This window comes from Streptomyces nigrescens (assembly GCF_027626975.1).
In the GTDB taxonomy this organism is placed as follows: Bacteria; Actinomycetota; Actinomycetes; order Streptomycetales; family Streptomycetaceae; genus Streptomyces; species Streptomyces nigrescens.
Genome location: NZ_CP114203.1, coordinates 9,240,919 through 9,263,667, shown reverse-complemented (window position 1 = coordinate 9,263,667; position 22,749 = coordinate 9,240,919). Strand labels below are relative to the sequence as shown.

At 70.7% G+C, this 22,749-nt stretch carries 20 protein-coding genes; 8 read left to right on the top strand and 12 right to left on the bottom strand.

Annotated elements, in window-relative coordinates; translation table 11 throughout:
• Positions 1-13: 13 nt before the first annotated feature.
• Positions 14-484, top strand: coding sequence for a cyanase (gene cynS / locus STRNI_RS40025; RefSeq protein ID WP_093635949.1), 471 nt, complete (start codon positions 14-16; stop codon positions 482-484).
• Between the two features lie 205 nt (positions 485-689).
• Here cynS and STRNI_RS40020 read toward each other — a convergent pair whose 3' ends face one another.
• Both STRNI_RS40020 and ggt read right to left on the bottom strand, forming a co-directional pair.
• On the bottom strand, positions 690-1,964 hold the full coding sequence (locus tag STRNI_RS40020; protein ID WP_277413079.1) for an APC family permease: 1,275 nt from the start codon (positions 1,962-1,964) through the stop codon (positions 690-692).
• Between the two features lie 374 nt (positions 1,965-2,338).
• Positions 2,339-4,183, bottom strand: a complete 1,845-nt coding sequence (gene ggt, locus STRNI_RS40015) for a gamma-glutamyltransferase (RefSeq protein ID WP_277413078.1) — start codon at positions 4,181-4,183, stop codon at positions 2,339-2,341.
• 339 nt (positions 4,184-4,522) lie between these two features.
• Between ggt and STRNI_RS40010 the strand changes: the two genes are divergently transcribed.
• The 3 genes from STRNI_RS40010 to STRNI_RS40000 are packed head-to-tail and all read left to right on the top strand — an operon-like array spanning position 4,523 to position 9,686.
• Positions 4,523-5,344, top strand: a complete 822-nt coding sequence (locus STRNI_RS40010) for a protein kinase family protein (RefSeq protein WP_277413077.1) — start codon at positions 4,523-4,525, stop codon at positions 5,342-5,344.
• A gap of 4 nt (positions 5,345-5,348) precedes the next feature.
• A complete protein-coding gene (locus STRNI_RS40005; RefSeq protein ID WP_277413076.1) occupies positions 5,349-7,535 on the top strand; it encodes a protein kinase domain-containing protein in 2,187 nt (728 codons plus the stop codon).
• 51 nt (positions 7,536-7,586) lie between these two features.
• On the top strand, positions 7,587-9,686 hold the full coding sequence (locus STRNI_RS40000; RefSeq protein ID WP_277413075.1) for a protein kinase domain-containing protein: 2,100 nt from the start codon (positions 7,587-7,589) through the stop codon (positions 9,684-9,686).
• 48 nt (positions 9,687-9,734) lie between these two features.
• Here STRNI_RS40000 and STRNI_RS39995 read toward each other — a convergent pair whose 3' ends face one another.
• From STRNI_RS39995 to yczR, 7 genes are all read right to left on the bottom strand, one after another.
• Entirely contained in the window at positions 9,735-10,331 is a 597-nt protein-coding gene (locus tag STRNI_RS39995; RefSeq protein WP_159491914.1) for a hypothetical protein, read from the bottom strand.
• Positions 10,332-10,448: 117 nt separating this feature from the next.
• Positions 10,449-11,417, bottom strand: coding sequence for an LPXTG cell wall anchor domain-containing protein (locus STRNI_RS39990; RefSeq protein WP_277413074.1), 969 nt, complete (start codon positions 11,415-11,417; stop codon positions 10,449-10,451).
• 335 nt (positions 11,418-11,752) lie between these two features.
• The gene (locus STRNI_RS39985; protein WP_277413073.1) at positions 11,753-12,640 is read right to left on the bottom strand and encodes a DUF2268 domain-containing putative Zn-dependent protease; all 888 of its coding nucleotides are present in this window, start codon (positions 12,638-12,640) and stop codon (positions 11,753-11,755) included.
• A 120-nt stretch (positions 12,641-12,760) separates the two neighbouring features.
• Positions 12,761-13,348 carry an EF-Tu C-terminal domain-related protein gene (locus STRNI_RS39980; protein ID WP_159491908.1) on the bottom strand — a complete coding sequence of 196 codons (588 nt, stop codon included), beginning with the start codon at positions 13,346-13,348 and terminating at the stop codon, positions 12,761-12,763.
• Positions 13,345-13,929 (bottom strand): NsdA family TPR-like regulatory protein, encoded by a 585-nt coding sequence (locus STRNI_RS39975; RefSeq protein WP_277413072.1) that lies wholly within the window; start codon positions 13,927-13,929, stop codon positions 13,345-13,347. The genes STRNI_RS39980 and STRNI_RS39975 overlap by 4 nt, the downstream gene beginning before the upstream one ends.
• A gap of 5 nt (positions 13,930-13,934) precedes the next feature.
• Entirely contained in the window at positions 13,935-14,732 is a 798-nt protein-coding gene (locus STRNI_RS39970; RefSeq protein WP_277413071.1) for an NsdA family TPR-like regulatory protein, read from the bottom strand.
• 446 nt (positions 14,733-15,178) lie between these two features.
• Complete coding sequence (gene yczR, locus STRNI_RS39965) at positions 15,179-16,666, bottom strand: MocR-like transcription factor YczR (RefSeq protein WP_277413070.1); 1,488 nt, start codon at positions 16,664-16,666, stop codon at positions 15,179-15,181.
• A 291-nt stretch (positions 16,667-16,957) separates the two neighbouring features.
• On the opposite strand from yczR, the gene yczE reads away from it, so the two are divergent.
• Both yczE and STRNI_RS39955 read left to right on the top strand, forming a co-directional pair.
• A complete protein-coding gene (yczE, locus tag STRNI_RS39960; protein ID WP_381845227.1) occupies positions 16,958-17,758 on the top strand; it encodes a membrane protein YczE in 801 nt (266 codons plus the stop codon).
• Positions 17,751-18,248, top strand: a complete 498-nt coding sequence (locus tag STRNI_RS39955) for a peptidylprolyl isomerase (protein ID WP_093635967.1) — start codon at positions 17,751-17,753, stop codon at positions 18,246-18,248. The genes yczE and STRNI_RS39955 overlap by 8 nt, the downstream gene beginning before the upstream one ends.
• A gap of 20 nt (positions 18,249-18,268) precedes the next feature.
• Here STRNI_RS39955 and STRNI_RS39950 read toward each other — a convergent pair whose 3' ends face one another.
• Both STRNI_RS39950 and STRNI_RS39945 read right to left on the bottom strand, forming a co-directional pair.
• A complete protein-coding gene (locus STRNI_RS39950; RefSeq protein ID WP_381280278.1) occupies positions 18,269-18,691 on the bottom strand; it encodes a TIGR03668 family PPOX class F420-dependent oxidoreductase in 423 nt (140 codons plus the stop codon).
• A gap of 25 nt (positions 18,692-18,716) precedes the next feature.
• Positions 18,717-19,541, bottom strand: a complete 825-nt coding sequence (locus tag STRNI_RS39945; RefSeq protein WP_277413067.1) for an LLM class F420-dependent oxidoreductase — start codon at positions 19,539-19,541, stop codon at positions 18,717-18,719.
• A 567-nt stretch (positions 19,542-20,108) separates the two neighbouring features.
• Here STRNI_RS39945 and STRNI_RS39940 point away from each other — a divergent pair.
• Entirely contained in the window at positions 20,109-20,696 is a 588-nt protein-coding gene (locus STRNI_RS39940; protein WP_159491898.1) for an AAA family ATPase, read from the top strand.
• 156 nt (positions 20,697-20,852) lie between these two features.
• On the opposite strand, the gene STRNI_RS39935 is transcribed toward STRNI_RS39940, so the two are convergent.
• The gene (locus tag STRNI_RS39935) at positions 20,853-21,959 is read right to left on the bottom strand and encodes an AI-2E family transporter (RefSeq protein ID WP_371874953.1); all 1,107 of its coding nucleotides are present in this window, start codon (positions 21,957-21,959) and stop codon (positions 20,853-20,855) included.
• A 432-nt stretch (positions 21,960-22,391) separates the two neighbouring features.
• On the opposite strand from STRNI_RS39935, the gene STRNI_RS39930 reads away from it, so the two are divergent.
• Positions 22,392-22,745, top strand: a complete 354-nt coding sequence (locus tag STRNI_RS39930) for a YciI family protein (protein WP_159491894.1) — start codon at positions 22,392-22,394, stop codon at positions 22,743-22,745.
• Positions 22,746-22,749: the final 4 nt, after the last annotated feature.

Here is a 22,749-nt window from a genome sequence, read left to right as displayed (position 1 = left end):
GGGAACACCTCGTATGATCCACGCCCAGTTCGACCCCGCCGCCCGCCAGGCCCTGGCCGTCACCGCCGTCGAGGCGAAGGTGCGCAAGGACCTGTCCTGGCAGCAGATCGCTGACGCCGCCGGACTGTCGACCGCCTTCGTCACCGCCGCCGTGCTCGGCCAGCACCCCCTGCCCGAGGCCGCCGCCGGGGCCGTCGCCGAGCTCCTCGGACTGGACGACAACGCCGCGACGCTGCTGCAGACCATCCCGACCCGCGGGTCCATCGACGGCGGCATCCCTACCGACCCGACCATCTACCGCTTTTACGAAATGCTCCAGGTCTACGGCACCACCCTCAAGGCCCTGGTCCACGAGCAGTTCGGCGACGGCATCATCAGCGCGATCAACTTCAAACTGGATGTGCAGAAGGTGGCCGACCCCGAGGGCGGCGACCGTGCGGTGATCACCTTGGACGGCAAGTACCTGCCGACCAAGCCCTTCTGATCCGTCCGGCCGAGAGGGGCAGGGGCGGGCCGTTGCTGACCACGACGACGACGTCGCCGGCCGGGCCGGTCCGCCATGGCCCGCCCCCGGCCCGCTCCCGTTCTCTTCGCCTCGTCGCCGGTCTCAACCGGCCTCCGCAGACGGGCCTTCGTGGACTTCCCCGCCGAGGACTGCGACGTAGGAGCGGCGGCATAGGAGCACCCGCCTACGGTGTCCTGCGGGGGGAGAGCGTGCGCCGCACCCCGTACGCGGCGGCACCGCATACCAGGACCGCGGCGCCCGAGAGCACTGAGGTCAGCGGCAGGGAGAACGCCAGGACGAGGCAGCCGACCAGTCCGGTCACCGGGATGATCCGCGGCGGGCCGCCTTCGGCGGGCGCCAGTGTCCAGGCGGAGGCGTTGGCGATGGCGTAATAGGCCAGCACACCGAAGGAGGAGAACCCGATCGCCCCGCGCACATCCGCCGTCGCCGCCAGCGCGGCCACGACGGCGCCGACGACGAGCTCCGCGCGATGAGGCACCTTGAACTTCGGATGCACCGCCGCCAGGACGTGCGGCAGATGCCGGTCGCGGGCCATGGCCAGGGTGGTGCGGGAGACGCCGAGGATCAGCGCGAGGAGAGAGCCGAGGGCGGCGAGGGCGGCGCCGGCGCGTACGACCGGTGCCAGCCAATCGGCGCCGGCGGCCCGGACGGCGTCCGACAGCGGCGCCGTCGCCTCCGCCAACTGCCGCGGGCCCAGAACCACCAGGGCGGCGACGGCGACGGCCGCGTAGGCGACCAGTGTGATCCCCAGAGCGAGCGGGATGGCGCGGGGAATGGTCCGGCCGGGGTCCCGGACCTCCTCGCCGAGGGTGGCGATGCGTGCGTATCCGGCGAAGGCGAAGAACAGCAGGCCCGCTGCCTGGAGGACGCCGGTGAACGAGGTGTCGTCACCGATGTCCAGCCTTACGGTGTCCGCTTGGCCGGAGGTGAGGGCGGTGCACACCACGGCGGTGAGGACGGCGAGGACGACGGCCACGATCGTCCGGGTGAGCCAGGCGGACTTCTGCACGCCGGCGTAGTTCACGGCGGTCAGCGCCACCACCGCCGCGACGGCGACCGCATGAGCCTGGCCGGGCCACACGTACGAGCCGACGGTCAGGGCCATCGCGGCGCACGAGGCGGATTTGCCGACGATGAATCCCCAGCCCGCCAGGTACCCCCAGAAGTCCCCTAGCCGTTCACGGCCGTAGACGTAGGTGCCGCCGGAGGTCGGGTAGCGCGCAGCGAGCCGGGCCGAGGAGGTGGCGTTGCAGAACGCGACCACCGCCGCGAGCGCCAGCCCCACCAGCAGTCCGGAGCCCGCCGCGGCGGCGGCAGGGGCGAGGGCCGCGAAGATCCCCGCGCCGATCATCGCCCCCAGGCCGACCACCACAGCGTCGGTCACTCCCAGCCGCCGTTGCAGCTCCCCCGGGCCCACTGATCCCACCGATCCAGCCATCGCACTCTCCACCAGCCGCACCACAGACACCGAACCCGGCGCACCGTATACGACCCACATGGCGCTTCCGGAGAACGGCCACGAACGGCGAGGGAAGGGCTGGTACGAACGGCGAAGGAAGGGCTGGTCCGAAGGCGCCGGAGCACGCCCGCACTCCCGCACGCTCGCACACCCACTCCGTCGCACCGGCCGCCGGGTGAGGTCTCCACCTGCCCCCGTGACGACCGATCCCCCTCCGGGCGCGCCCTGGAGGGGGATCGGTCGTCACGGGGCCAACTTCACAGGCCCCACTTCATTGGACCTGCTTTAGGGGGCCTGCTTCAGAGGGCCTGCTTTAGAGGCCGACTTCACAGAGTGGGCTCCACAGGCCGGCCTCAGCGGGATTCGTTGAGCACCATGGCCGATCCGCCGCCGCGGCGCCTGGGTTCGGCCACCGCCGAGACCTTGCCGTGCGGCAGGAACTCCAGGGCGGCCACCGCCCCGATCTCCGGTGACGGAGTGAAGGCCTTCGGGGCGAGGACGAACCGGTGGCCCATGGCGTCCAGTTTCTTCCGTTCGGGAGAGGCGAGGAAGGCCGGTTCGGCCTCTGTGGCGGTCTGGTTCCGCTGGGAGAGACGTGGTGCGGCGACCGCCGCGGGGAGCGGCATCCCGAGATCCAGACGGTTGACCAGGGTCTGCAGCACGGTGGTGATGATCGTGGCGCCGCCCGGCGAACCGACCGCGATCATCGGCTTGCCGTCCCGCAGGACGATCGTCGGAGACATGCTGCTGCGCGGGCGCTTGCCGGGGCCCGGCAGGTTCGGGTCCGGTGTCCCCTTGGTGAGGGGGGCGAAGTCGAAGTCCGTCAGCTCGTTGTTGAGCAGGAATCCGCGTCCGGGCACGGTGATGGCCGAGCCACCGGTCTGCTCGATCGTCAGGGTGTAGGAGACGACATTGCCCCAGCGGTCCGCGGTCACCAGGTGAGTGGTCGAGGGCCCTTCGTGCGGCTGCTTGCTGCCGGTCTTGCGCTCGCAGCCCGAGCCCGGGTGGCGCGGGTCGGCGGGCGCCAGCGGGCTGGTCAGCGCCTTGTCGGCACGGATCAGACAGGCCCGGTCCTTGGCGAATTCCTTGGAGAGCAGCGGCTTGGTGGGCACATCCGAGAACTTCGGGTCACCCACCCACCGGTTGCGGTCGGCGAAGGAGATCCGGCTGGCCTCCAGGTAGTGGTGCAGCGCCTGGGTTTTGTCGGCCTTCGAGAGGTGGAAGTTCTCCAGGATGTTCAGCGCCTCACCCACCGTGGTGCCGCCGGACGAGGACGGTGCCATGGAGTAGACGTCCAGCCCGTGGTACGTGGTCCGGGTCGGATCCCTGCGTACGGGCTTGTATTCGGCGAGATCTTTCGCCTTCATCAGGCCGGGGCGGGCCTTGTGCGCGGAACCGGGAGCCATCGGCGGCTTCTGGACGGTCCGCACCACATCGCGCCCGACCTGCCCGTGGTAGAGCGCGTCGACGCCTTCATGGGCGAGCTGCCGATAGGTCCGGGCGAGATCGGGATTGCGGAAGCGCGAACCGACCACCGGGAGTTTGCCCTTGGGCAGGAAGAGCTTGGTGGTGGACTTGAAGTCGCGGAAGCGCTTCTCGTTCATGGCCGTCTGCGCCCGGAACTCGTCGTTGACCACGAAGCCGTCGCGGGCGACCCGGGTGGCCGGGCGCAGGGCCTTCGCCAGTGAGAGCGTGCCCCAGTCCTTGAGCGCCTTGTCCCACGTCGCCGGCGTCCCCGGGACGCCGACCGACAGGCCCGAGTTGATCGCCTCCTCGGAGGGGAGGGGCTTGCCGGTCGCGGGATCGAGGAAGGAGTCCGAGCGCATGCGGCGCGGCGCGGTCTCCCGGCCGTCGATGGTGCGCACCTTCTTGGCCTTGGCGTCGTAGTAGACCATGTAGCCGCCGCCCCCCACTCCCGCGGAGTACGGCTCGACCACGCCGAGCGCGGCGGCAGTTGCCACCGCCGCGTCCACGGCGTTGCCTCCCTTGCGCAGCACCTCGATCCCGGCCCGGGAGGCGTAGGGATTGACGCTGGACACCGCGCCGCCGCTACCGGTGGCCACGGCCTTCTTCGCGGGCGGGTGGGCCTTGGATTCGGCGGCGGACGCGGCGTCGTTGACGCTGCAGGAGGTGGCCAGCAGGGAAAGACTGAGCGTAGCCGCAGACGCGGCGGCGACAGCGGCACGACGGACAGCCATATGGCCTCCAGCTCTTCACTGTGTGGTTGGGAGCGAATTCCGAAACCCTGGCACCGCTCGATCAGCGGTTCAACGAGGAGCTGCAAGGTTTTCGCGAGATCTGAGGTTTCCGTCCAGTAACCCCAGCGGACCCGAGACGTCAGTACACCGGCTCGCCATTCGGGTAAAAAACGCGCACTACGGGCGCCAGTAGGTGTCCGTCGCCCCGAATGCGGTCCCCCCTTCCCGCCCGTGTCCCCGCCGTATATAGGCTCACGTCCGTCACGAGCCTGACGGGGGAGAAGCAGGGTGGAAAGGCTGCGGCAGGACGATCCTGCGCGGATCGGGGAATTTGCGTCGTTGGCGCGTCTCGACGCCGACGGAAGCCGGGGCGTTCCCGAACGCCGCTATCTGGCCCGCAGTGCTGACGGCGGGCACACCGTACTGGCGTGTCTGCCGCCACCCGGCGTGGATCCGGCGCGGTGGGCGGCCGAGGCGCAGCAGGCGGCCCGGCTGACCCAGCCCGGTTTCTGGCCGGTCGGCCGGCTCGGGGGGACGCCGGCCTTCCCCTGGTACTCCTCCCCCTATCGGCCGGCGCTGCCGCTGCCGGCCGTCCTGGCCGCGCACGGCGGTCCACTGCCGGAACCGCTGGTCCGCACGCTCGGCGGCACACTGGCCGAGGCCCTGGCCTCGGCCCACGTCCTGGGCATCGTGCACGGCGGCGTCTGCCCGGCGGGCGTGCTGCTGACGGCCTGCGGGCCGCTCCTGAGCTGCTTCGGCGCGACCCGCGCGAACCCGGTGGCAGGGGCCTCCCCCACGCCGGAAAGCGGGCTGGATACCGGCTGTCTCGCTCCCGAACTGGCAGCGGGCGGCCCGGTGGACCGGGCCGGCGACGTCTACGCCCTGGGTGCCGTGCTGGCGTACGCGGCGACCGGGCACACCGTGCCCGAGCGGCAGGAGATCCCCGCCGGCCTGCGCGACATCGTCACGGCGTGCCGCTCGCGCGACCCGGAGGGCCGGCCCGAACCGGCGAGGGTGCTGGCGGAGTTGCTGCCGGGTGCGGCGTACGGCGCGCTGACCGGAGCCACGGAACCGGTGTCGCTGCCCGGCCGTGTCGTCGAGGCGTTGTCCCGCCAGTCGGCGGAGGTCCTCGCCACCGCTCTCCCCACGCAAGGGCACTGATGTCATGATCTCCCCACTTCTGCACGACGACCCGCACACCGTCGGGCCGTTCCGGATCCTCGCCCGCCTCGGCGGAGGCGGCATGGGCACCGTCTACCTGGCCCGTTCGACGGGCGGGCACACGGTCGCGGTGAAGACGCTGCACACCCGTCTCGCCGCGGACACCACGCTGCGCACCCGCTTCCGGCTGGAGACGGACGCGGCACGCGTCATCGGCTCCGGTCACGGTGCCGCGGTCGTCGACGCCGACCCCCAGGCACCGGTCCCGTGGCTGGCCACGGAGTACGTCCTCGGCCCGCCGCTGGACACGGCCGTCGAGGCGGGCGGGCCGCTGCCGGAGCCGGCCGTGCGCGCCCTGGGCGCGTCCCTCGCCACCGGGCTGGAGCAGCTGCACCGTTCGGAGGTGGTGCACCGCGACCTGAAGCCGTCCAACATCCTGGTGACGGCGCAGGGCCCGCGGATCATCGACTTCGGCATCGCCCGGGCCTTCGGCGACGAACATCTGACGAGCGTCGGCAGCGCCATGGGAACACCGGCGTTCATGTCGCCCGAGCAGGCGGCGGGTCTGGAACACGCGGCGGCGGGCGATGTGTTCGCCCTGGCCGGGGTGCTGGTCTTCGCCGCCACCGGCCTGGGCCCGTTCGGCGGCGGGGCCCCGGGCGACCTGCTGTACCGCGTGCGGTTCGGCGAGCCGGACCTCGGCGGGGTTCCCGAGTCGCTGCGGCCTCTGCTCGTCCGTTGCCTGGGCAAGGATCCCGCGCACCGCCCGTCCACCACCGAGCTCTGTACCGCGCTGGGCGGTGCCGGGGGCGCCCCGGTCGACCGCGGCGGCTTCGCGGACCTGCTGCCCGACGCGGTGCTGCGGGAGATCTCCCGGCGCAGCGACGAGGTGTGGCGCGAGCCGCCGCACCGCTTGCCGCCGCCGGTGCCCGCCGAGGCGCCGCTGGCCGAGGCCGCCGCCCCCTCACCGGGCGTCTCGCGGCGGCGGCTGCTGTACGTGGCCGGGGGCGCCCTCCTGGGCGGCGGCGTCCTCGGCGGCGGGGGCTGGGCCCTGCTCGGCGGCTCCGCGGACGAAGGGGGCGGCGCCAAGAAGAAGGACGCCGTCGACCGGCTGAAGCCTCCGACGCAGATGTGGAGCGCCGCCATGTGGTGCCCGGACTTCGGGGGCGAGGTGATGAGGGTGGGCCGGAACCTGGCCATGCGCGCGGGGATCGTGCTGTGCGGCATCAACGCCGAGTCGGGCAAGACCACTTGGCAGGCGAACGTCGCCGAGCCCTGGCGGTCGGCCACCGAGGGCACCCGGGTGTACGCCCTGCGGGGCCACAAGGAGAAAGCGGCGTCGCCGGCGGTGTGCGAGGTGTCGCAGACCAACAGCGAACTGGGCAAGCCCCTGGTGGAACTCTCCTCGTTCGCCGGCAAGGAGCAGTTCAACCAGCTGCTGTGCGTGGCCGACGGCATCGCGTACCTGGTGGCCCGCACCGCCTCCGGCAAGCGCTGGTACCTGGTCGCGGCCGATCTGGACTCGGGCAAGGAGCGCTGGCGCAGGCAGGTGGAAGGGCCGCAGGCCGAAGGCCTCCCGCCCGCGCTGTGCGGCACCGTCGTGGGGTCCCGGCTGGTGCTGTGCGGCAGCCCGAGGCGGGACTCGAAGTTCATCCGCCTCTCCGCGTACGACAAGGCCCACGGCCGCCAACTGTGGGAGGTCTCCGAGACGTTCGAGGGCGCCCCACCGTCCCGTCTGGTCACCGACGCCCGGAACCTCTACCTGGGCGCCGAGCACCTCACCGCCCGCCGGCTGTCCGACGGCGAGCTGGAGTGGCTCTTCGGGACCGGGCGCGATGTCGGCGACAGCGCGGGCGAGGAACGGCGGTACGGCGCGCCCGTCGTCCACGACGGAGTCGTCTACTGCGCCGAGGCCGACCGGGGGCTGATCGCCGTGGACGCCGTCTCCGGCACGCTGAACTGGCAGGAGAAGGGGCTGTCCGGCAGGAAGAACACCCGGGACGTGGCCCCGGCGATCGGGAAGCGGTATGCGTACTGCGCCGACGACAAGGGCCTCCGCGCCATCGACCTGCGCGCCCGGCAGGCCGTCTGGACGTACGAGACCGAGCCCCTCGTCCTGACCGCCGACGCCGAGGGCGGCCGGCTGTACGTCCGCCAGGAGAAGCGGACCGTCGCCCTCCCGCTCGCCTGACGCCCCACACCGCCCCGCTCCGTTCCGTTCCCGATCCAGGAGACGACCGACGTGAAACCCCTCGGCCAGGGAGATCCGCTGCGCCTGGGCCCCTACCGCCTCCACGGCGTCCTCGGCGAGGGCGGAATGGGCAAGGTGTACTTCGGAGCGGACGCCTCCGGAGGCCCCGCCGCGGTGAAGGTCCTGCTGCCGGAACTCGCCCACGACGGGCACCTGGCCGAGCGTTTCCTCCGGGAGGCGCGGACCGCGCAGGCGGTGACCAGCGAGGGCGTGGCGCGCGTGCTGGCCGCCGAACTGGAGGGCGGCAGGCCGTGGATCGCCACGGAGTTCCTGGCCGGCCCCACGCTGGACGACGCCGTCGGGCGCTTCGGACCGCTCGACGACGCCGCCGTGCGGGAGCTGGCGCGGTCACTGGCCCGCACGCTCCAGGACGTGCACGCCACGGGGCTGGTCCACCGGGATGTGAAGCCCCCCAACGTCGTCCTCACCTCGCGCGGCCCCCGACTGATCGACTTCGGCATCGCCCGCCCCGAGCACGGTCTGACCCTCACCCGTACCGGACAGATCCCGGTCACCCCCGGCTACGGCGCACCGGAACAGGTCCTCGGGAAGCGCGTCGGACCGGCGGCCGACGTCTTCTCCCTCGGCGCCGTCCTCGCCTTCGCCGCGGGCGGCCGGCCGGTGTACACCGGCGCCGAGGTCACGGCCGTCCTCTACGAGGTCGTGCACGGCAACCCCGACCTGGACGCCGTCCCGGAGGGCTTGCGGTACCTCGTCATGCCCTGCTTCTCCAAGGACCCGGCGGCGCGCCCGCTGCCCCATCAGGTCGTCGAGGCCGCGGCGCCGCCCCGGCAGTCCGAACGGCTGTGGAGGTCCGGTCGGCTGGGCGGGGAGATCCGGCAACGAGAGGCGGCGGCACGCCGCCTGACGGCCCGTCCGGCCGGCCCCTCGTCCACCCCCGAGGGCGGCGCGACCGACGGCACCCCCCGCCTCACCCGGCGGCGGCTGCTGGCAGCGGCCGCCGGCGGTGGGGCACTGCTGGCCGCGGCGGGCGGCGGCACCGCCTGGTGGCTCAGCCGAGGCGACGGTGCTGACGCCCCGTCCGACCCCTTCGACATCCCGCCCGCCGCAAAGGTACGGGCCGCGCCGCTCGGCTCCTCCGAGGGCTCCCCGGAACCTCTGTGGGGCCCTCTCCAGGAGGTGGCCGACGCCGCCTCGCCGGCTCCGCTGCCGGTGCGCGATGTGGTGGTGTTCGCTGCCTCCGGGGGCGGCATCGCGGCGCGCCGGGTCACCGACGGCCGGGAGCGGTGGCGGATCGGCGACGCGAAGGCGGAGGCCGGGTATCTGTCGGTCGGGGACCGACTGGTGGCCACCGCCGATGACGGGGGCACACTGCGCACCTATGTGGCCGCCACCGGCTCCCCCCGCTGGACGGTGGACGCGGAAGTGGGCGCCCTGCTGGCCGCGGACGCCCACGCCGTCTACCTGCTGACCTCCGATGGCCGGCTGCGCTGTGTGGGGACCGACGGGAAGGTGCGGTGGACCCGGCGGCCGCCGCTGGCGCTGTCGGGCGGCCACCCCGCCGCGGCCCTCGGCGCCGGCCATCTGGTGCTCTGCACGGAGACGGGGGACGTGGCCGCGGTCCGTGCCGAGGACGGGGCCCGCGCATGGGTACGCAAGGACCAGGCCGAAGGACCGCTGCGTCCCGCCATCGACGGCACCACCGTCTATCTCGGCGGTAACAGCCTGGCGGCCGTGAAGGTCGCCGACGGTGACGAGCTGTGGGCCCTCAACCCACTGCGTCCGCCCAAACAGGGCACTGCCGGGTGGGGCCCACCCGCCGTGGCCGGCGGTGTGATCTATGCGCTGGACTGCGAGGCGCTGCGATCGGTGCGTGCCGACGGCAGCCAGGCGGGCGCCCCGATGATCGTCGCAGGCGTCGCCCCGCCGTGGCGGCCCCCGGTCGTTCAGGGGAACAGCGTCTGGATCGTGGAGAGCGACGAAACCGGGGTGAGCGGCCTGCCACGCACCGGAGAGGGCCAGCCCCAGACCTACGCCCTCACCGGCGGCCACTCCCGCTCCACCGCCGCCGGCGCCAATCGCCTCTTCGTCCTCAACCGTGCGACGTTGCTGGCGCTGCCGGTGTACTAGGGAGCTGCCGCCGCCGGGCCGCGACGGCGGCAGCCCTCCCCGCGGGTTTCAGCCCTTGCGGGGGTAGAAAGCACCCTCGGCGACGCCGTCGGATGTGCAGTCCGTGTCGCGGTAGCGGTCGATGAAGGTGCCGGTGAGGCCGGTGAACGCGTCGTAATTGTGGTCCAGGGGCAGGTCTTCACCCACCCTGAACCGCAGCTGCACGTGGACGGACTCGCGGGGCTTCAGCGTCTTCGGGCCGGGGACGGTGCCGCCGGCTTTTCCATCGGCCTGGCGCAGCGTCTTCCATGCGCGCTGCGAGGTGTCCCAGTACTGCAGATCGCCGTACGGGCTCAGGTCGCGCTCGCCCTCGTTGTAGACATAACTGCCCAGCTGGGCGCTGAGTTCGAACGACTTCAGCTCCTTCGCGGAGGAATTGGTGAGCGTGGCGGTGTAGGTCGTCCAGTGAGTGCCGAGAGTGATCGACTCGGGTATGCCGAACGAGCGGCCCACTAAGGCGTTGTTGTGGTACTGCCCGTTGCTGACGTCGTAGCACGTCGGGATTTCCGCGGCAGGGGCCGCCTGGGAGGCGGGCGCGGCGGCGACCACCACGGGGAGCAGGGCGGCCGTCGCGGCCGAGACCGACAGGATGCGACGCAGTTTCATGAAGATCTCTTTCCTGGTTCTTCGGACCCTTGGAGCCTTTGTTTCCAGTGTCACTGAGTTCTCAGGCCGTGGAACCTTGGGTTATTGGGTTCGTGGGTTCTTGGGGAATGGTTGGGCTCACGCGGTGATGTCCGTGGCGCCCGGACCGGCCACGCCCTTCCGGCGGCGGCGCACGCCGATGACCGCACCCGCGCCGGCCACCGTCGCGGCTCCGCCGGCGAGAGCGATCGCCGGGAGCGCGGACGAGGAGCCGGTCGCGGCGAGCTGGGCGCCGCCCTGCGGGCTGAGGCCACCGGAGGAATCGGAACCACCCGTACCACCGCCGGAAGCGGCGCTCTGGCTGCTCTCGGCCGTGCCACCCGGCTTGCCCGGCTTACCCGGCTTGGCGGTCGGGGGCTGCGTCGGCTTCGCGCCCGCGGGGCGGAGGGTGAAGTCGTACCAGGCTTCCTTGGCCGAACCACAGGAACCGTCGCGGTTGCGGTGGTCGCCGGCGGCAAGCGCGTACCCGGCGCCGGGCTTGGCGTCCTTGACCACGCGGGTGCGCAGTTGGAGCGTGATGCTGCTGCGCGGCCCGACGGCGAAGAAGCCGAAGAGGTCCTCGGGCTCCGCGTCATGGAAGGTCTTCCACCGCCCCGTCTTGGCGTCGCGGTACTCGGTCTCCAGCTCCCACTCCGGCCGGTCGACATCTTCGGCGGAGGACACACGCAGGAAGGGCTGGACCTCCTCCAAGGGCTTGCCGGTGGTGTTGGTGAGCGTCATGGAGAAGGGGGTCCAGGCGCCGCCCGCAGTCAGCTGGCGCGGCAACCCGTGGACGGCCGCTTGCAACTGGTCGGACTCGAACGCGCAGGACTGACCCGCACCATCGGCATCATCGGCGTCCTTGCCTCCACCGGTGGCGCCACCCGCGCCGGTGGTCCTCTCAGTGGTCCCTTCGGCGGTCCCGGCGGCATCGGGGGAGGCGGGCGTGCGGGGACCGGCCTCGGACACCGGCTCCGTTGCGAACGCGGCCGCGGGCGCGGCCAGTACGGCCGCGGGCGTTAATACGGCCACCGCTGCGGCGGCCGTCAGTGTGCGGCGAATCTTCATCCAGCAGACCTTCCGTATCCCAAGTGCCGGCTGGGCGGCACAGGTTGACGTTCGTCATGTTCAGGTCGTGCATGACTCATGGTGTGCGTGAGTGCGCATGCGTAGATGCGCACATGCGCACGCCTTCGCCCCATATAGGAGGACTCGCACCGCGAAAAGGTTCCACACTCAAGTCACTGAAGTGGCGCATAGGGTGACGACGACGCGGCATCGCCACCCGATACGAGAAGACCGCCGCCTCCTACGAAGCAGCGGTCACACTCGCGTTACTCCTGCTCTGGGCAAGATCCGTTTGAAGACGGACCCCAGGGGAGACGCCCCCTGGCCGCCGGCGGTCACGCGCTGGTCTGCACCCCCGCGTTGACGAGAATCTCGCGCGCCGACAGGGCGGTGCTCTGGGCGGCGGTCAGACCGGAGGCCGCAAAGTGCGCGTCCACGATCCGCAGTCCGGCCGCGTATCCGGCGAAGTCCGGGAGCCCCACAGGCTGTTGCCCCAAGAGCTGCGCGGTGGCATCGCCCAGCACATACGCGGTCAGGTTCTGCATCCCCGCCACGTCGATGTCGGCTGTGATCCTTTCGTAGGCGCTGTCCAGGACGGCACCGGTCACCGCCTGCGTCCAGTGCCCCATGGCCTGCTCGCCGGCGAGTTCCCGTACGAACGCCTCGGCCAGCCCCTCGGCGACCACGTACTCCCCCAGCGTGACGGTCATCGGGTTCCAGACCACATTCGCGTAGCGCACGTTGTGGTGGAGCTCGTGCGCGGCACAGTTGCCGATCTGCTCCAGGCTCGTGTCGGTGGGCCACATCACCAGATGGATCGCACCCGGGAACCCGCCCATCCCGAAGTAGCCGTTGCTGCGGACCCGCAGATGCTCGTCGTCGGGGTCGCCGAGTACCAGGACGACGTGCACGGTGTCGGCGTGCTTGATGCCCGGCGCCGCGCCGCTGATCCGCTCCCACGCGGCGGTGAGAGAGTCCTCGACGCGATTCCACACCCCCGCGTCCTGCATCTGGCGCAGGGCGGCCAGGTACCGCGGGTCCTCCCGGTCGAGCCGGAAGCCGCTGCCCTGCTGGTGTATCTGGACCAGATCCATGTCACCCGCCACGGACATCGCGCTCTGGAGCGGGCTCAGTATTTCCCGGAGGGCGTCGGGCCGCTCCTCCAGCGGTCGCTGCAGGAGGTCGAGCATGGCGGACGCCGTGTCATGAACAACAATCTTCATGACTCGGACCGTAGGACCTCCCGTTACGGGAGGTGCAAGCCGTATTTACGGGGCCGGCACCGGCGGAGCGTCCGCCCCCGTCGCTGTGGCTTTCCGGCTGCGCCTGATCTCCACGCATGGTCACTGCGCCAAGAGCCGGGTCACGGTGCCGGAACCGGCGGCACGACTGTGGTGGCGGAAGGCGAATCGCCGGCCTTCTTCGAGGGCGAGGGGCTTGTCGAGTGTGATCGATACCGTGGCTTTCCCTTGCGGAGGGACCGCGTCGAGGCCGTGCGGCAGCGTCACGGCGCCCCATACAGCAGCGGTGTGCACATGAAAGAGCAAACGATCACCGGGCAGGATGTCCCGACCGCCCTCTTCTTCGGACAGCAGCTTGATGTCCGCCGTGAAGTACGTGTGAGCACCCATCGAGCCCGGCGCAGCCACCACGTGTCCTCGCCTGCCGTCGCACACCCTTGCTCCGCGCATGACCAGGCCCACATGCATGCCCGCGCCGGCCTGGTTGACGCGTTTTCCCAGCGCATCGATATCCGTCACGACGCCGCACCCGCCGCCGTCCAGGCCGACGATTTCTACCTCGTCGCCCTTGCGGACCTCCCCCCGCTCGATGGCACCTGTCCACAGGACCGACCTGCCCTGATGCAGGGAGAAGACGTCGGAGATGGGCATCAGGAAGGGCGGTGGCTGCTGCAACTCCGGCAAGATCACGCGGTCAGCGCCCTTCGTGCCGTGCCGACGTCGGTCATGAAGTCGCGCACCTGTGGCTCACGGCGCCAGCGGGCCAGTGACCTGCTGTAGACCTGCAGATAGTCCATGCCGCGGACGCTGCCCAGGCGTGTGAAGATCTCCAGGGACTGACGTCCCATGTGGAGGCTCTGTCCGAGGTCGCCGTTTTGGGCGTGTGCCGAGGCCAGTACGGAAAGGCGGACGGCCCGGGAACGAATGAATTCGCTGCCCGGCATTCCGCCCATGGTGTGCCAGGCGAACGTCGCCCGGGGGTTTTCCAGGTCCCTGAAGACCTCCGCGGCATCGGTGATGATTCTTGACTGGGTGAAGAATCCGATCCAGGCCGGCCCTGATCCGTCCGCTCCTCGTTCCTGGAGGCGCTCAGCGTGTGCCAGGCAACTGCTCGCCGCTGCGGGGTCTTTGGCGCGGGCGTGGGCCCGTGCCTCGATCAGCTTCGCGAACCCCGCCACCCGTGGTTCGAGCCGTCGGTCCCGCTGAAATGCCCCTTGCGCCATATCGATCGCCTCTGAGGCGAATCCGCACATCAAGGCCTGCATCGCCATGGTGCTCAGGATGTAGGAACCGAGTTCGGCGTCCCCGCCGGCACGGGCCAACCGGAGCGCTGGATGAAATGGCGCTGGGCGGCGTGCTGCTGTCCCGCGTCGAAGGCCGTCCAGCCCGCCAGTCGCGCTAACTCCGCGGTGACCCGGAAGAGATCTTTGCCGACCGGCTCGGAGTAGCTGCCCTTGAGGAGAGGCGCGACCCGTTCGTACAGGTACTCGCTGAGCGACTTCGATTTCCATCCGGCGCCGCCATACCGGGAGTCCCACACACGGGCGGCGTCGGCGGCCTCCTGCAGCTCGGCGATATGGCCGCGGCCGACCGCCAGACCGCTGCTGCGCGCCTGGGTCTTCTCCACCGGATCTACCAGCCATCGCGTTACGGGTGTGGCAAAGGCCGAGACGGCGAATGCCTGCTGGGTGAGGAACTGACGGCGGTTCACAGCGCTCCAATAGTGTGCAGCTTCATCGAGTGCGTCGCCCTGACTTCTGGCGAACTCCAGGCCCGCGCGCCTCATTTCCGGCGCATCCGCATCCTGCATTCCGATATCGCGGACGGTTAACGGTCTTCCTAATGCCTCGGAGAGGGCGAGGCAAATGTACTGGGGAGTCGGCCACTTGGGGACCATTCCCCGTCGGCACCAGTTCGCCACCGATGTGTGGGTGTACTGGCTGGCTATCCCGTCCCGATGGGAGAGTTCGTTCACCCGATGAGCCAGCCTCTTGTGGCTCAACGCCGATTCGCTGATGATCCGTTCCAGGGGTTCGTTGCCCCGGCGCGTCACTGTCTCCTGAGTGTGTGTCATAGCCACCCCCCGTGAGCTGGAGCATACCCAGGGCCGAGGCCCGCGTACCCGCTTCGCAAGCCATGAGCCCCCTCATGAGCCCTGCTGCTCCTGCCCGGCACCGGCTTTCATGACGAGTACAGAAACCACTCACGGATTTCGCGACCATGGCGAGATTGGCGGCCGGCCATGCACAGTCTGCTGGAGATGTCGGTGACACTGAACCCCGCATCCATGATCGAAATTCATATCCCCCTCGGCGTGATACTGCTTGCCTTTTTCCGGTCGAAGCGGAGTGATTAGCGCAGGTATGAGCGGAGGTATGAGGGCAGGTGCTCCCGGGCGTATCGCTCCTGTGCGCCCGGGACTTGCTGCTGGGGCTTCGAGTGAAGGGGTGGGGCGGCGGCGCGTGCGGGGAATCAACGCTCCCACGGGGACGGTGAAAGCTAGGGGCAGGCAGATTTCTCTCAGGCGACCCAGTGCGGTTGTCGGGTGGTGGATGTCTGCGAGAGGCCGTCGGCGAGGGCGGTGGCCATGCGGTGTACGGCCTCGCGCAGGGTGTCGGGTGGCGTGGTGTAGGGGATGCGGAGGCGCTGTTCGAAGAGGCCCGGGTCGGTGGCGAAGTAGGCGCCGCCCTCGATGCGCACCCCGTAATCCAGCGCCCGCTCGGCCAGCGCCGAGGCGATGGGTTCGCCGAGGTCGACCCACAGCGAGAGGCCGCCGGGCGGCAGTTGCCAGGTCCATTGCGGGGCGTGCTCGGTGAGTGCCGCGGCCAGGGCCGTGCGCTGTTGGCGCATCTGTTCCAGGCGGGGCGGCAACAGGTCCCCGGCCCGTGCCAGCAGGGCGAGGGCCAGCAGTTGGTCCAGGACCGAGCCGCCCATGTCGGTGGCGACCCGCTGGCCGGCGAGTTCGGTGACGAGCCGCGCGGGGGCACGCAGCCAGCCGATGCGCAGACCGCCCCAGTGGGTCTTGCTCATCGAGCCGATGGTGATGACCTGGCCGGTGCCACCGGGCGCGGCGTGGGACGCGAAGGGCGGCGGGGCGGGGACGTCGAGGGCGAGGTCGGCCAGGGTCTCGTCAATGACCAGCCAGGTGCCGGAGCGTTGCGCGGCGCTCAGCACGCGGACGCGCTCGTGCTCGGGCATGAGGAGTCCGGTCGGATTGTGGAAGTCCGGTATCAGGTAGGCAAGTTGAGGCACGACCTGGCGCAGGGTCGATTCGACGATCTCGATATCCCAGCCGGTGTCGGTCACCGGGACCGACACCGTGCGCAGCCGGCCGCGGCGCATGGCGTCCAGAGCGTTCGGATAGGACGGGTTCTCGACCATGATCCGGTCGCCGGGCCGGCACAGCAGCCCCAGGACGAGGGTGAGTGCGTGCTGGGCGCCGGAGGTCACCAGGATCTGTTCGGGCAGGGTGGCCAGTCCCCGCCGGGTGAAACGCTCGGCGATGGCGGCGCGCAGTTCCGGGAGGCCGTAGGGGTGGTAGCCGGGAGTGTGTGCGTGCTCGGCCAGTTGCGGGGCGATCTGGGCGAGAGCGTCGGTGAGTGTCTGCTCCGGAAGTCCGGGAGCGGCCCTGGCCAGGTCGATCGCGGTGTCCTGGGGGCCGAGGAGACGGGTGATGCCGCTGGGAACTCGGCCGTCCGGCAGGGCCGTCCAGGTACCGGAGCCCTGGCGGCTGTGGGCGTAGCCGCTCTCGCGCAGCAGGTCGTACACGGCGGTGACGGTGGCCCTGCTGGTGTGGAGGGCGGTGGCCAGCTCCCGTTCGGCGGGGAGTCTGACATGCAACGCGATGCGGCCGTCCAGGATGAGCGCGCTGATCGCCCGGGCCAGGTGGCGGTAGGCGGGTCGTGTTCCCGACGGGTCGGGCAGCATCGCGGCGAGCTGACGGCTTCCCAGGGCCCGGTCGGTGCGATCCGCCCTGTCCACGGGACGGATCGGATTCGGGTCCGCCATACCACTCTCCCCGGATTGGCCGTGTTACCCAGACCAATCACTGTACAGAGTCGCCGTATTGGCCTTGGCCTTGGCTTTGACCTTGGCCTGGACCTTGGATCTGGGCCTTGCCAATGACCTTGGAATTGGCCTTGAGCACACACAGCACAGAGAGCGCTCGGCGCGCACCCGTGGAGGCGACTGGGGATGCAGCAGGACAGCACGAACCACTACGGGCGCGAACATCTGCGCCGCCGCGAGGAGCGCCGCGCGAGTGCCCCACCGGAGAAGGGCGCCGGGCCCACGCGACTCATGTCCCGTACGCGCCCGTCATCGCCGCCCCCACTCACCTACGTCCCTGTCGGTGAGCGTCCGCTGCGGCGCCTTCCCCAACTGCTCGTCGGCCTTGCCCTGTACGGATTCAGTCTCTCGGTCATGGTCAGGGCCTCGCTGGGCGTCAATCCCTGGAGCGTCCTGTACGAGGGACTGGAGAACTACACCTCTCTGAGCTTCGGCACGATCAGCGCCGTCGTGGGGGTGCTCGTGCTGCTGTTGTGGATCCCCCTCAAACAGAAACCGACGCTCGGCACCGTCGCCAACATCCTCGTCCTGGCGTACTCGTCCGACCTCGGTCTCTCCCTCGTCCCCCAGCATCTCGGGCTCCCCACCCGGGCCGGTCTGCTCGTCGGCGGTGTCCTCCTCAATGGACTGTCCGTCGCCGTCTACGTCGGCGCCCGCTTCGGGCCCGGGCCCCGGGACGGGCTGATGACCGGTGCGTCCGCCGTGACCGGGCGTTCCATTCGGCTGGTCCGCACCGTGATCGAGATCGCCGTGCTCGCGGTGGGCGGGCTGCTCGGTGGGAGCGTGGGCGTGGGCACCGTGCTGTACGCCCTCGCGGTCGGCCCGGTCACTCAGTTCTTCCTGCCCTGGTTCGCCTACCGGAGCACACCGGCGCGACCACTCCCCCATGGCCGGATGCCGCGCGCGGGCGGTCGAGGGTGCGGCAGGCATACAGGGGCCGGGCGGCCGACGGGCTCTCCCCTCCTTGAGCCGCAGGTCGGGGCCGCGTGCCGGGCCGGTCACGGCGGATGTGAGGATTGCCGTCATGAGTAACAACGTGTACTTCGACATCACCATCAACGGCGACCCGGCCGGCCGGATCGTCTTCACCCTCTTCGACGACGTGGTTCCCAAGACCGCGCAGAACTTCCGCGAGCTCGCCACCGGCCAGCACGGCTTCGGCTACGAAGGATCCGGCTTCCACCGCGTGATCCCCGACTTCATGCTCCAGGGCGGCGACTTCACCGCCGGTAACGGGACCGGCGGCAAGAGCATCTACGGCGAGAAGTTCGCCGACGAGAACTTCAAGATCAAGCACACCAAGCCCGGTCAGCTCTCCATGGCCAACGCCGGCCCGAACACCAACGGCTCGCAGTTCTTCATCACCACCATCGTCACCGACTGGCTCGACAACAAGCATGTCGTCTTCGGCGAGGTCGTCGAAGGCATGGAGCTCGTCAGGAAGATCGAATCCCTCGGCTCGCACGGCGGCGCCACCAAGGCCGACATCGTCATCGCGAAGTCCGGTGTGATCGGCGCCTGACACGGTCAGGCACTCAGCGGTCAGGCGGCGTACCAGCCCGACCAGCGGGCCACCTGGATCTCCACCACGGGGCCTTGCGGGGGGCGGTCGGCGTAGTTCTGCCGGTACTTGCGCGTCAGCAGGGTTACGTAGCGCGCCGAAGCCGCCGACCGCTCGGCCGGTGGCAGCACGGCCCCTGTGCCGTCCGCCCGCGCCCACCACAGGCGGTCCCAGTCCTCGTCATAGCCGTCGACGAGGAGGCAGACCTCGGGGTGGGCGCGGATGTTGGCCAGCCGCTTGAGGTCGGCCGAGCGCTTCGGTTTGTGGTCCACGGCGAAGACCACGGTGTCACCGGTCAGGGCGAAGACCGCGGGCACCAGGTGTGGGCGGCCGGCGTCGTCGACGGTCGCGAGGCGGGCGATCCGGGCCCGGGTGAAGCACTCCCGGGCCCGGTCGCCGGTCATCCTCGGCACCGCGGCGCCCGACCGCTCACCGGAAGCGTTTCGCGACGTCGGAGAGCCGGTCCAGGTACGACAGGGTCTCGGGCTCCGGCAACGTCGGGAGGTAGAACAGCAGGCGCTCCACGTCGAGCTGTGTGTACTGCTCAATGATCTCCGGCTCGTCCGCGACCGCGTAGACGGTCACCGGTACGCTGCGGCCCGCGATGCTGCGCAGCCGGTCGATCTTCGGCCCCAGCTCCTGGGGCGGCAGGCTGTTGGCGAGCCAGGCGTCGCCCAGGGCGGCCACCCGGTCGAAGGCCGCCTCGCCACCGCCCACGTAGATCGGCGGGTGCGGACTCTGGACCGGCTTCGGCCAGGAGTAGACCGGGTCGAAGTCGACGAACTCCCCGTGGAACTCGGCCTTTTCCCGCGTCCACAGCTCGCGCATCGCCTGCAGCCGCTCGTCCACGAGGCGGCCCCGGGTGCGTGGGTCGGTGCCGTGGTTCTCCATCTCCTCCCGGTTCCAGCCGACACCGATCCCGAAGACGGCCCGCCCGCCGGAGACCAGGTCCAGGGAGGCCACCTCCTTGGCCGTGATGATCGGGTCCCGCTGGGCCACCAGGGCGATACCGGTGCCCAGCAGGATCCGCTCGGTCACCGCGGCGGCCGCGCTGAGCGCGACGAACGGGTCGAGGGTGCGGTAGTAGATCTCGGGAAGCTCGCCGCCGCCCGGGTACGGCGAGCGGCGGTCCACCGGGATGTGGGTGTGCTCGGCGATGAGCAAGGAGTCCAGCCCTCGCTCCTCGACGGCGCGCCCGAGCGCGGCGGGCGCGATGCCCTGGTCGGTGATGAAGGTCGACACTCCGAACTTCACAGCGGCTCCCTCGGATTCCGGGTACTCGGGTTTGCGGATTTGGGGGTGTGCGGGCACTCAGGTTTGCGGCTTTGCGGGTATGCGGGCACTCGGGTTTGCGGGTTCGTCTGATCGCCGGTTCGTGGGCCCCGCGCTCGTGGGCCCGGACCGCTCCGGAGAACAGGCCCCAGGGCCAGGTACCCGGTTCGGCGCCGCTACAACAATCCGTGCGGCCGACCGGGCGATCACCGGCAGGCCGTTCGGGGCGTTCGGGGTGTACGGGGGGGGCGGGGTGTACGGGGCGTTCGGGATGGTCGGGATGGTCGCTGTTCGTGGGTTGATCAGCCCTCTGCGGCCCGAAGAAGGAGAAATCCACGTGGCCGAATCTGCTCGTGTTCTGCGGACCGGCGGCAAAGGCTTTGCGACGGCCTACTTGGTCGGCGATATGGTCGCCGGGCGAGTGCGGGAGGACGTCCTGCTTTCCCCTTCACGCATTCTCGGGGGCTCATCTCATCCCGCTCAGAAGCGCGCCTGAGGTGGCACGGCCTGCCCCAACCACCCCCACAGGAGAGAGGCAGCTTCCGCACTATGACCGCAAACGCTCCCGGACGACGAGTCACACCGCAGGGACCCTGGAACGACGGCGGTGTCGTGGTGATCACCGGCATCCAGGCAGCCGGCAAGTCCACGGTGGCCCAGGCGCTCGCCGAACGCTTGCCCCGCTCCGTCCACCTGCGCGGTGACACCTTCCGCCGCAACATCGTCCGGGGTCAGATCACCATGACGCCCGACGCGGAGAAGCACGCCGTCGCCCAGCTCGAACTGCGCTACCGGCTGACGGCACACTGCGCCGACGAGTACGCACAGGCCGGCTTCACCGTCATCGCGCAGGACATCCTCATCGGCGAGTACCTCGCCGAGATGACCGGGTTCATCAAGACCAGGCCGCTCGCGGTCGTCGTCCTGGTCCCCGACCCGGCGGCGGTCGAGGCGCGCGAGGTGTCCCGCCCCAAGACGGCGTACGGGCCCGACTGGACCGTGCGGGACCTGGACAAGCTGATGCGGACCGATACGCCCCGGGACATCGGACTGTGGCTGGACACCTCGCAGCAGACGGTGGACGAGACGGTCGACGAGATCCTCAGCCGGGCCTGGACCGAGGGTGCCGTCGTCTGACGGGCGTCTTGCGGTTCCCGGCTCCCGGCGCCCGCTCCCGGGGCCGGTCTCCGCTGACGGTTTCCGCGGGCCGGTTGCCGCGGACGGCTCCCGCGGGCCGGCTTCCGCGGGCCCGGCGGCGAGCAGCCAGAACGAGGAGGCCGCGAGGAAGTCCGCTCAGCGGCCCAGGGAAGCCGGGGAGGGTGGCACGCGCAGTACGCCGTAGACGGACCAGGCCACCGAGACCATCGGGACGGCGACGACCGCTCCGAGCACGCCCGCGGTGACGCTGCCGCAGATGACCGTGAGTGCCACGACCACCGGGTGCAGCCGGACCGCCTTGCTCATCACGAGGGGGTGCAGCACATGGCCTTCGATCTGTCCGATGACCACGATCAGCAGCACGACGACGGCGGCCACCAGGGGGCCCTTCGCGGCCAGCGCCACCACGGCAGCCACTGCCAGCGCCACGGGTGAGCCCACCAGCGGGATGAAGGCGGCGAAGAATTCCAGCACGGCCAGCGGAAGGGCGAGCGGAATCCCCAGGGCGAAAAGCCCCGCTCCTACAAGAACGGCATTGATGGCGGCCACCACCACGATGCCGCGGGTGTAGCCGGTGAAGGTGATCCAGGCGGCGCACCCGGCGGCATGCACGGTGTGACGCCCGCGTACCGGCAGCTGGCCGCCGAACCATGTCCACATCCGGTCGCCCGAATGCAGAAAGAAAATCGAGCAGAACAGCGCCAGTACCCCCACCGTCAGGACGGCCACCACCTGGCCGACGCCGCTGAGCGCGGTGCTGATCAAGGTGGCGCGATGGCTCGTCACGAACCGCGAGAGCCGGGCCTGCAGATCGGAGAGCGCCCCCGGACGCAGGTGGACCGGCGGCCCTTCGAGCCACCGCTCGATTCTCTGCACGCCGCCGATGAACTCCCGGCGCAGTCCGTCCCACTCACCGGCGACGGTCGCGCCGATCAGGCTCAGGACGGTGAAGAGGAGCAGGATGCCGACCAGCAGGCCGACCGTGACCGCCGCCGATCGTGGCATCCAGCGGCTCAGCAGACTGACCGCCGGTTCCAGGAGGGCCGTCAGCACCAGGGCCAGGAAGACCGCCAGTGTCACCAGATGGAAGCGTCCCAGCGCCGCGAAGATCGCGTAGGCGGCCGCCCCCACGATGATCAGGCGCCAGGCGTATCCCGCCGCCACCCGCAGCGTCGGAGAGACCTCGGCGCCCTCCCCCGTCACACGGGCCGGCGCACGCCCCCTCTCCCGGCGCACGCCCAGGGCCCGTACTCCTCGGGCGGTATGCCGTGCAGTGCCCCGGGGCCGCCGGGGCCCGTTCCTGTGGGCGTCGGGGGAACGCCCGCGCTCCCCGCCGGATCGGTTCCGCACTTGGCCCGCCACCGCCTCCCGCCCCTCCCGTGGCCAGCGCCGGGAGGGGGACGACTGCCGCGCGCGAGGCTGGTGCCCACCCTCGGCGCATACCCAGAGGTGGTATCACCGCGGAGCGGTCTTCGAACGTGTGCGGGCGTGCATTCCCCCAATTGAGCAGGCCGTCGTCGCAGTCACCGAAGGCGTCTCACCGCTCCGCCGCAGAAGCGGGCAAGAAAATCTTCGGCCGGTCGTGTCACGGTGTCGATTCGGGAGGGGGCCGTTCGTATAGAGGGTGAGAGGCCGGGACAGCACCGGCCGAGCGACCGGCCGAGGAGGCACTCCATGACGCAATACCTGCTCAGCATCTACCAGCCCGACGGGCCCCCGCCGCCGCCGGAGTTCCTGGAGCCGATCATGCGGGATGTGGAGGCCCTGAACGACGAGCTCAGAGCAGCCGGCGCCTGGGTGTTCGCCGGGGGTCTGCACCCGCCGGGCACGGCGACCGTGGTGCGGCAGAAGGACAACGAGATGCTCACGACCGACGGCCCGTACATCGAGGGCAAGGAGCACATCGGCGGGTTCACCGTCATCCAGGCCCCGGACCTCGATGCCGCGCTCGAATGGGGCCGCAAGCTCGCCCGCGCCACCACCCTCCCCATCGAGGTCAGGCCGCTGCAGCACGGCTCCTGCGGGTGACTTC

Excerpts from the sequence above, each read along its gene's own strand:
- cynS (WP_093635949.1), top strand. The coding sequence starts at position 14 with ATGATCCACGCCCAGTTCGACCCCGCCGCCCGCCAGGCCCTGGCCGTC.
- STRNI_RS39955 (WP_093635967.1), top strand. The coding sequence starts at position 17,751 with ATGAGTAACAACGTGTACTTCGACATCACCATCAACGGCGACCCGGCC.
- STRNI_RS40005 (WP_277413076.1), top strand. The coding sequence starts at position 5,349 with ATGATCTCCCCACTTCTGCACGACGACCCGCACACCGTCGGGCCGTTC.
- STRNI_RS39970 (WP_277413071.1), bottom strand. The coding sequence starts at position 14,732 with ATGACACACACTCAGGAGACAGTGACGCGCCGGGGCAACGAACCCCTG.
- yczE (WP_381845227.1), top strand. The coding sequence starts at position 16,958 with ATGTCCCGTACGCGCCCGTCATCGCCGCCCCCACTCACCTACGTCCCT.
- ggt (WP_277413078.1), bottom strand. The coding sequence starts at position 4,183 with ATGGCTGTCCGTCGTGCCGCTGTCGCCGCCGCGTCTGCGGCTACGCTC.
- yczR (WP_277413070.1), bottom strand. The coding sequence starts at position 16,666 with ATGGCGGACCCGAATCCGATCCGTCCCGTGGACAGGGCGGATCGCACC.
- STRNI_RS39940 (WP_159491898.1), top strand. The coding sequence starts at position 20,109 with ATGACCGCAAACGCTCCCGGACGACGAGTCACACCGCAGGGACCCTGG.
- STRNI_RS39990 (WP_277413074.1), bottom strand. The coding sequence starts at position 11,417 with ATGAAGATTCGCCGCACACTGACGGCCGCCGCAGCGGTGGCCGTATTA.
- STRNI_RS39995 (WP_159491914.1), bottom strand. The coding sequence starts at position 10,331 with ATGAAACTGCGTCGCATCCTGTCGGTCTCGGCCGCGACGGCCGCCCTG.
- STRNI_RS40020 (WP_277413079.1), bottom strand. The coding sequence starts at position 1,964 with ATGGCTGGATCGGTGGGATCAGTGGGCCCGGGGGAGCTGCAACGGCGG.
- STRNI_RS39950 (WP_381280278.1), bottom strand. The coding sequence starts at position 18,691 with ATGACCGGCGACCGGGCCCGGGAGTGCTTCACCCGGGCCCGGATCGCC.
- STRNI_RS39975 (WP_277413072.1), bottom strand. The coding sequence starts at position 13,929 with ATGGCGATGCAGGCCTTGATGTGCGGATTCGCCTCAGAGGCGATCGAT.
- STRNI_RS39930 (WP_159491894.1), top strand. The coding sequence starts at position 22,392 with ATGACGCAATACCTGCTCAGCATCTACCAGCCCGACGGGCCCCCGCCG.
- STRNI_RS39985 (WP_277413073.1), bottom strand. The coding sequence starts at position 12,640 with ATGAAGATTGTTGTTCATGACACGGCGTCCGCCATGCTCGACCTCCTG.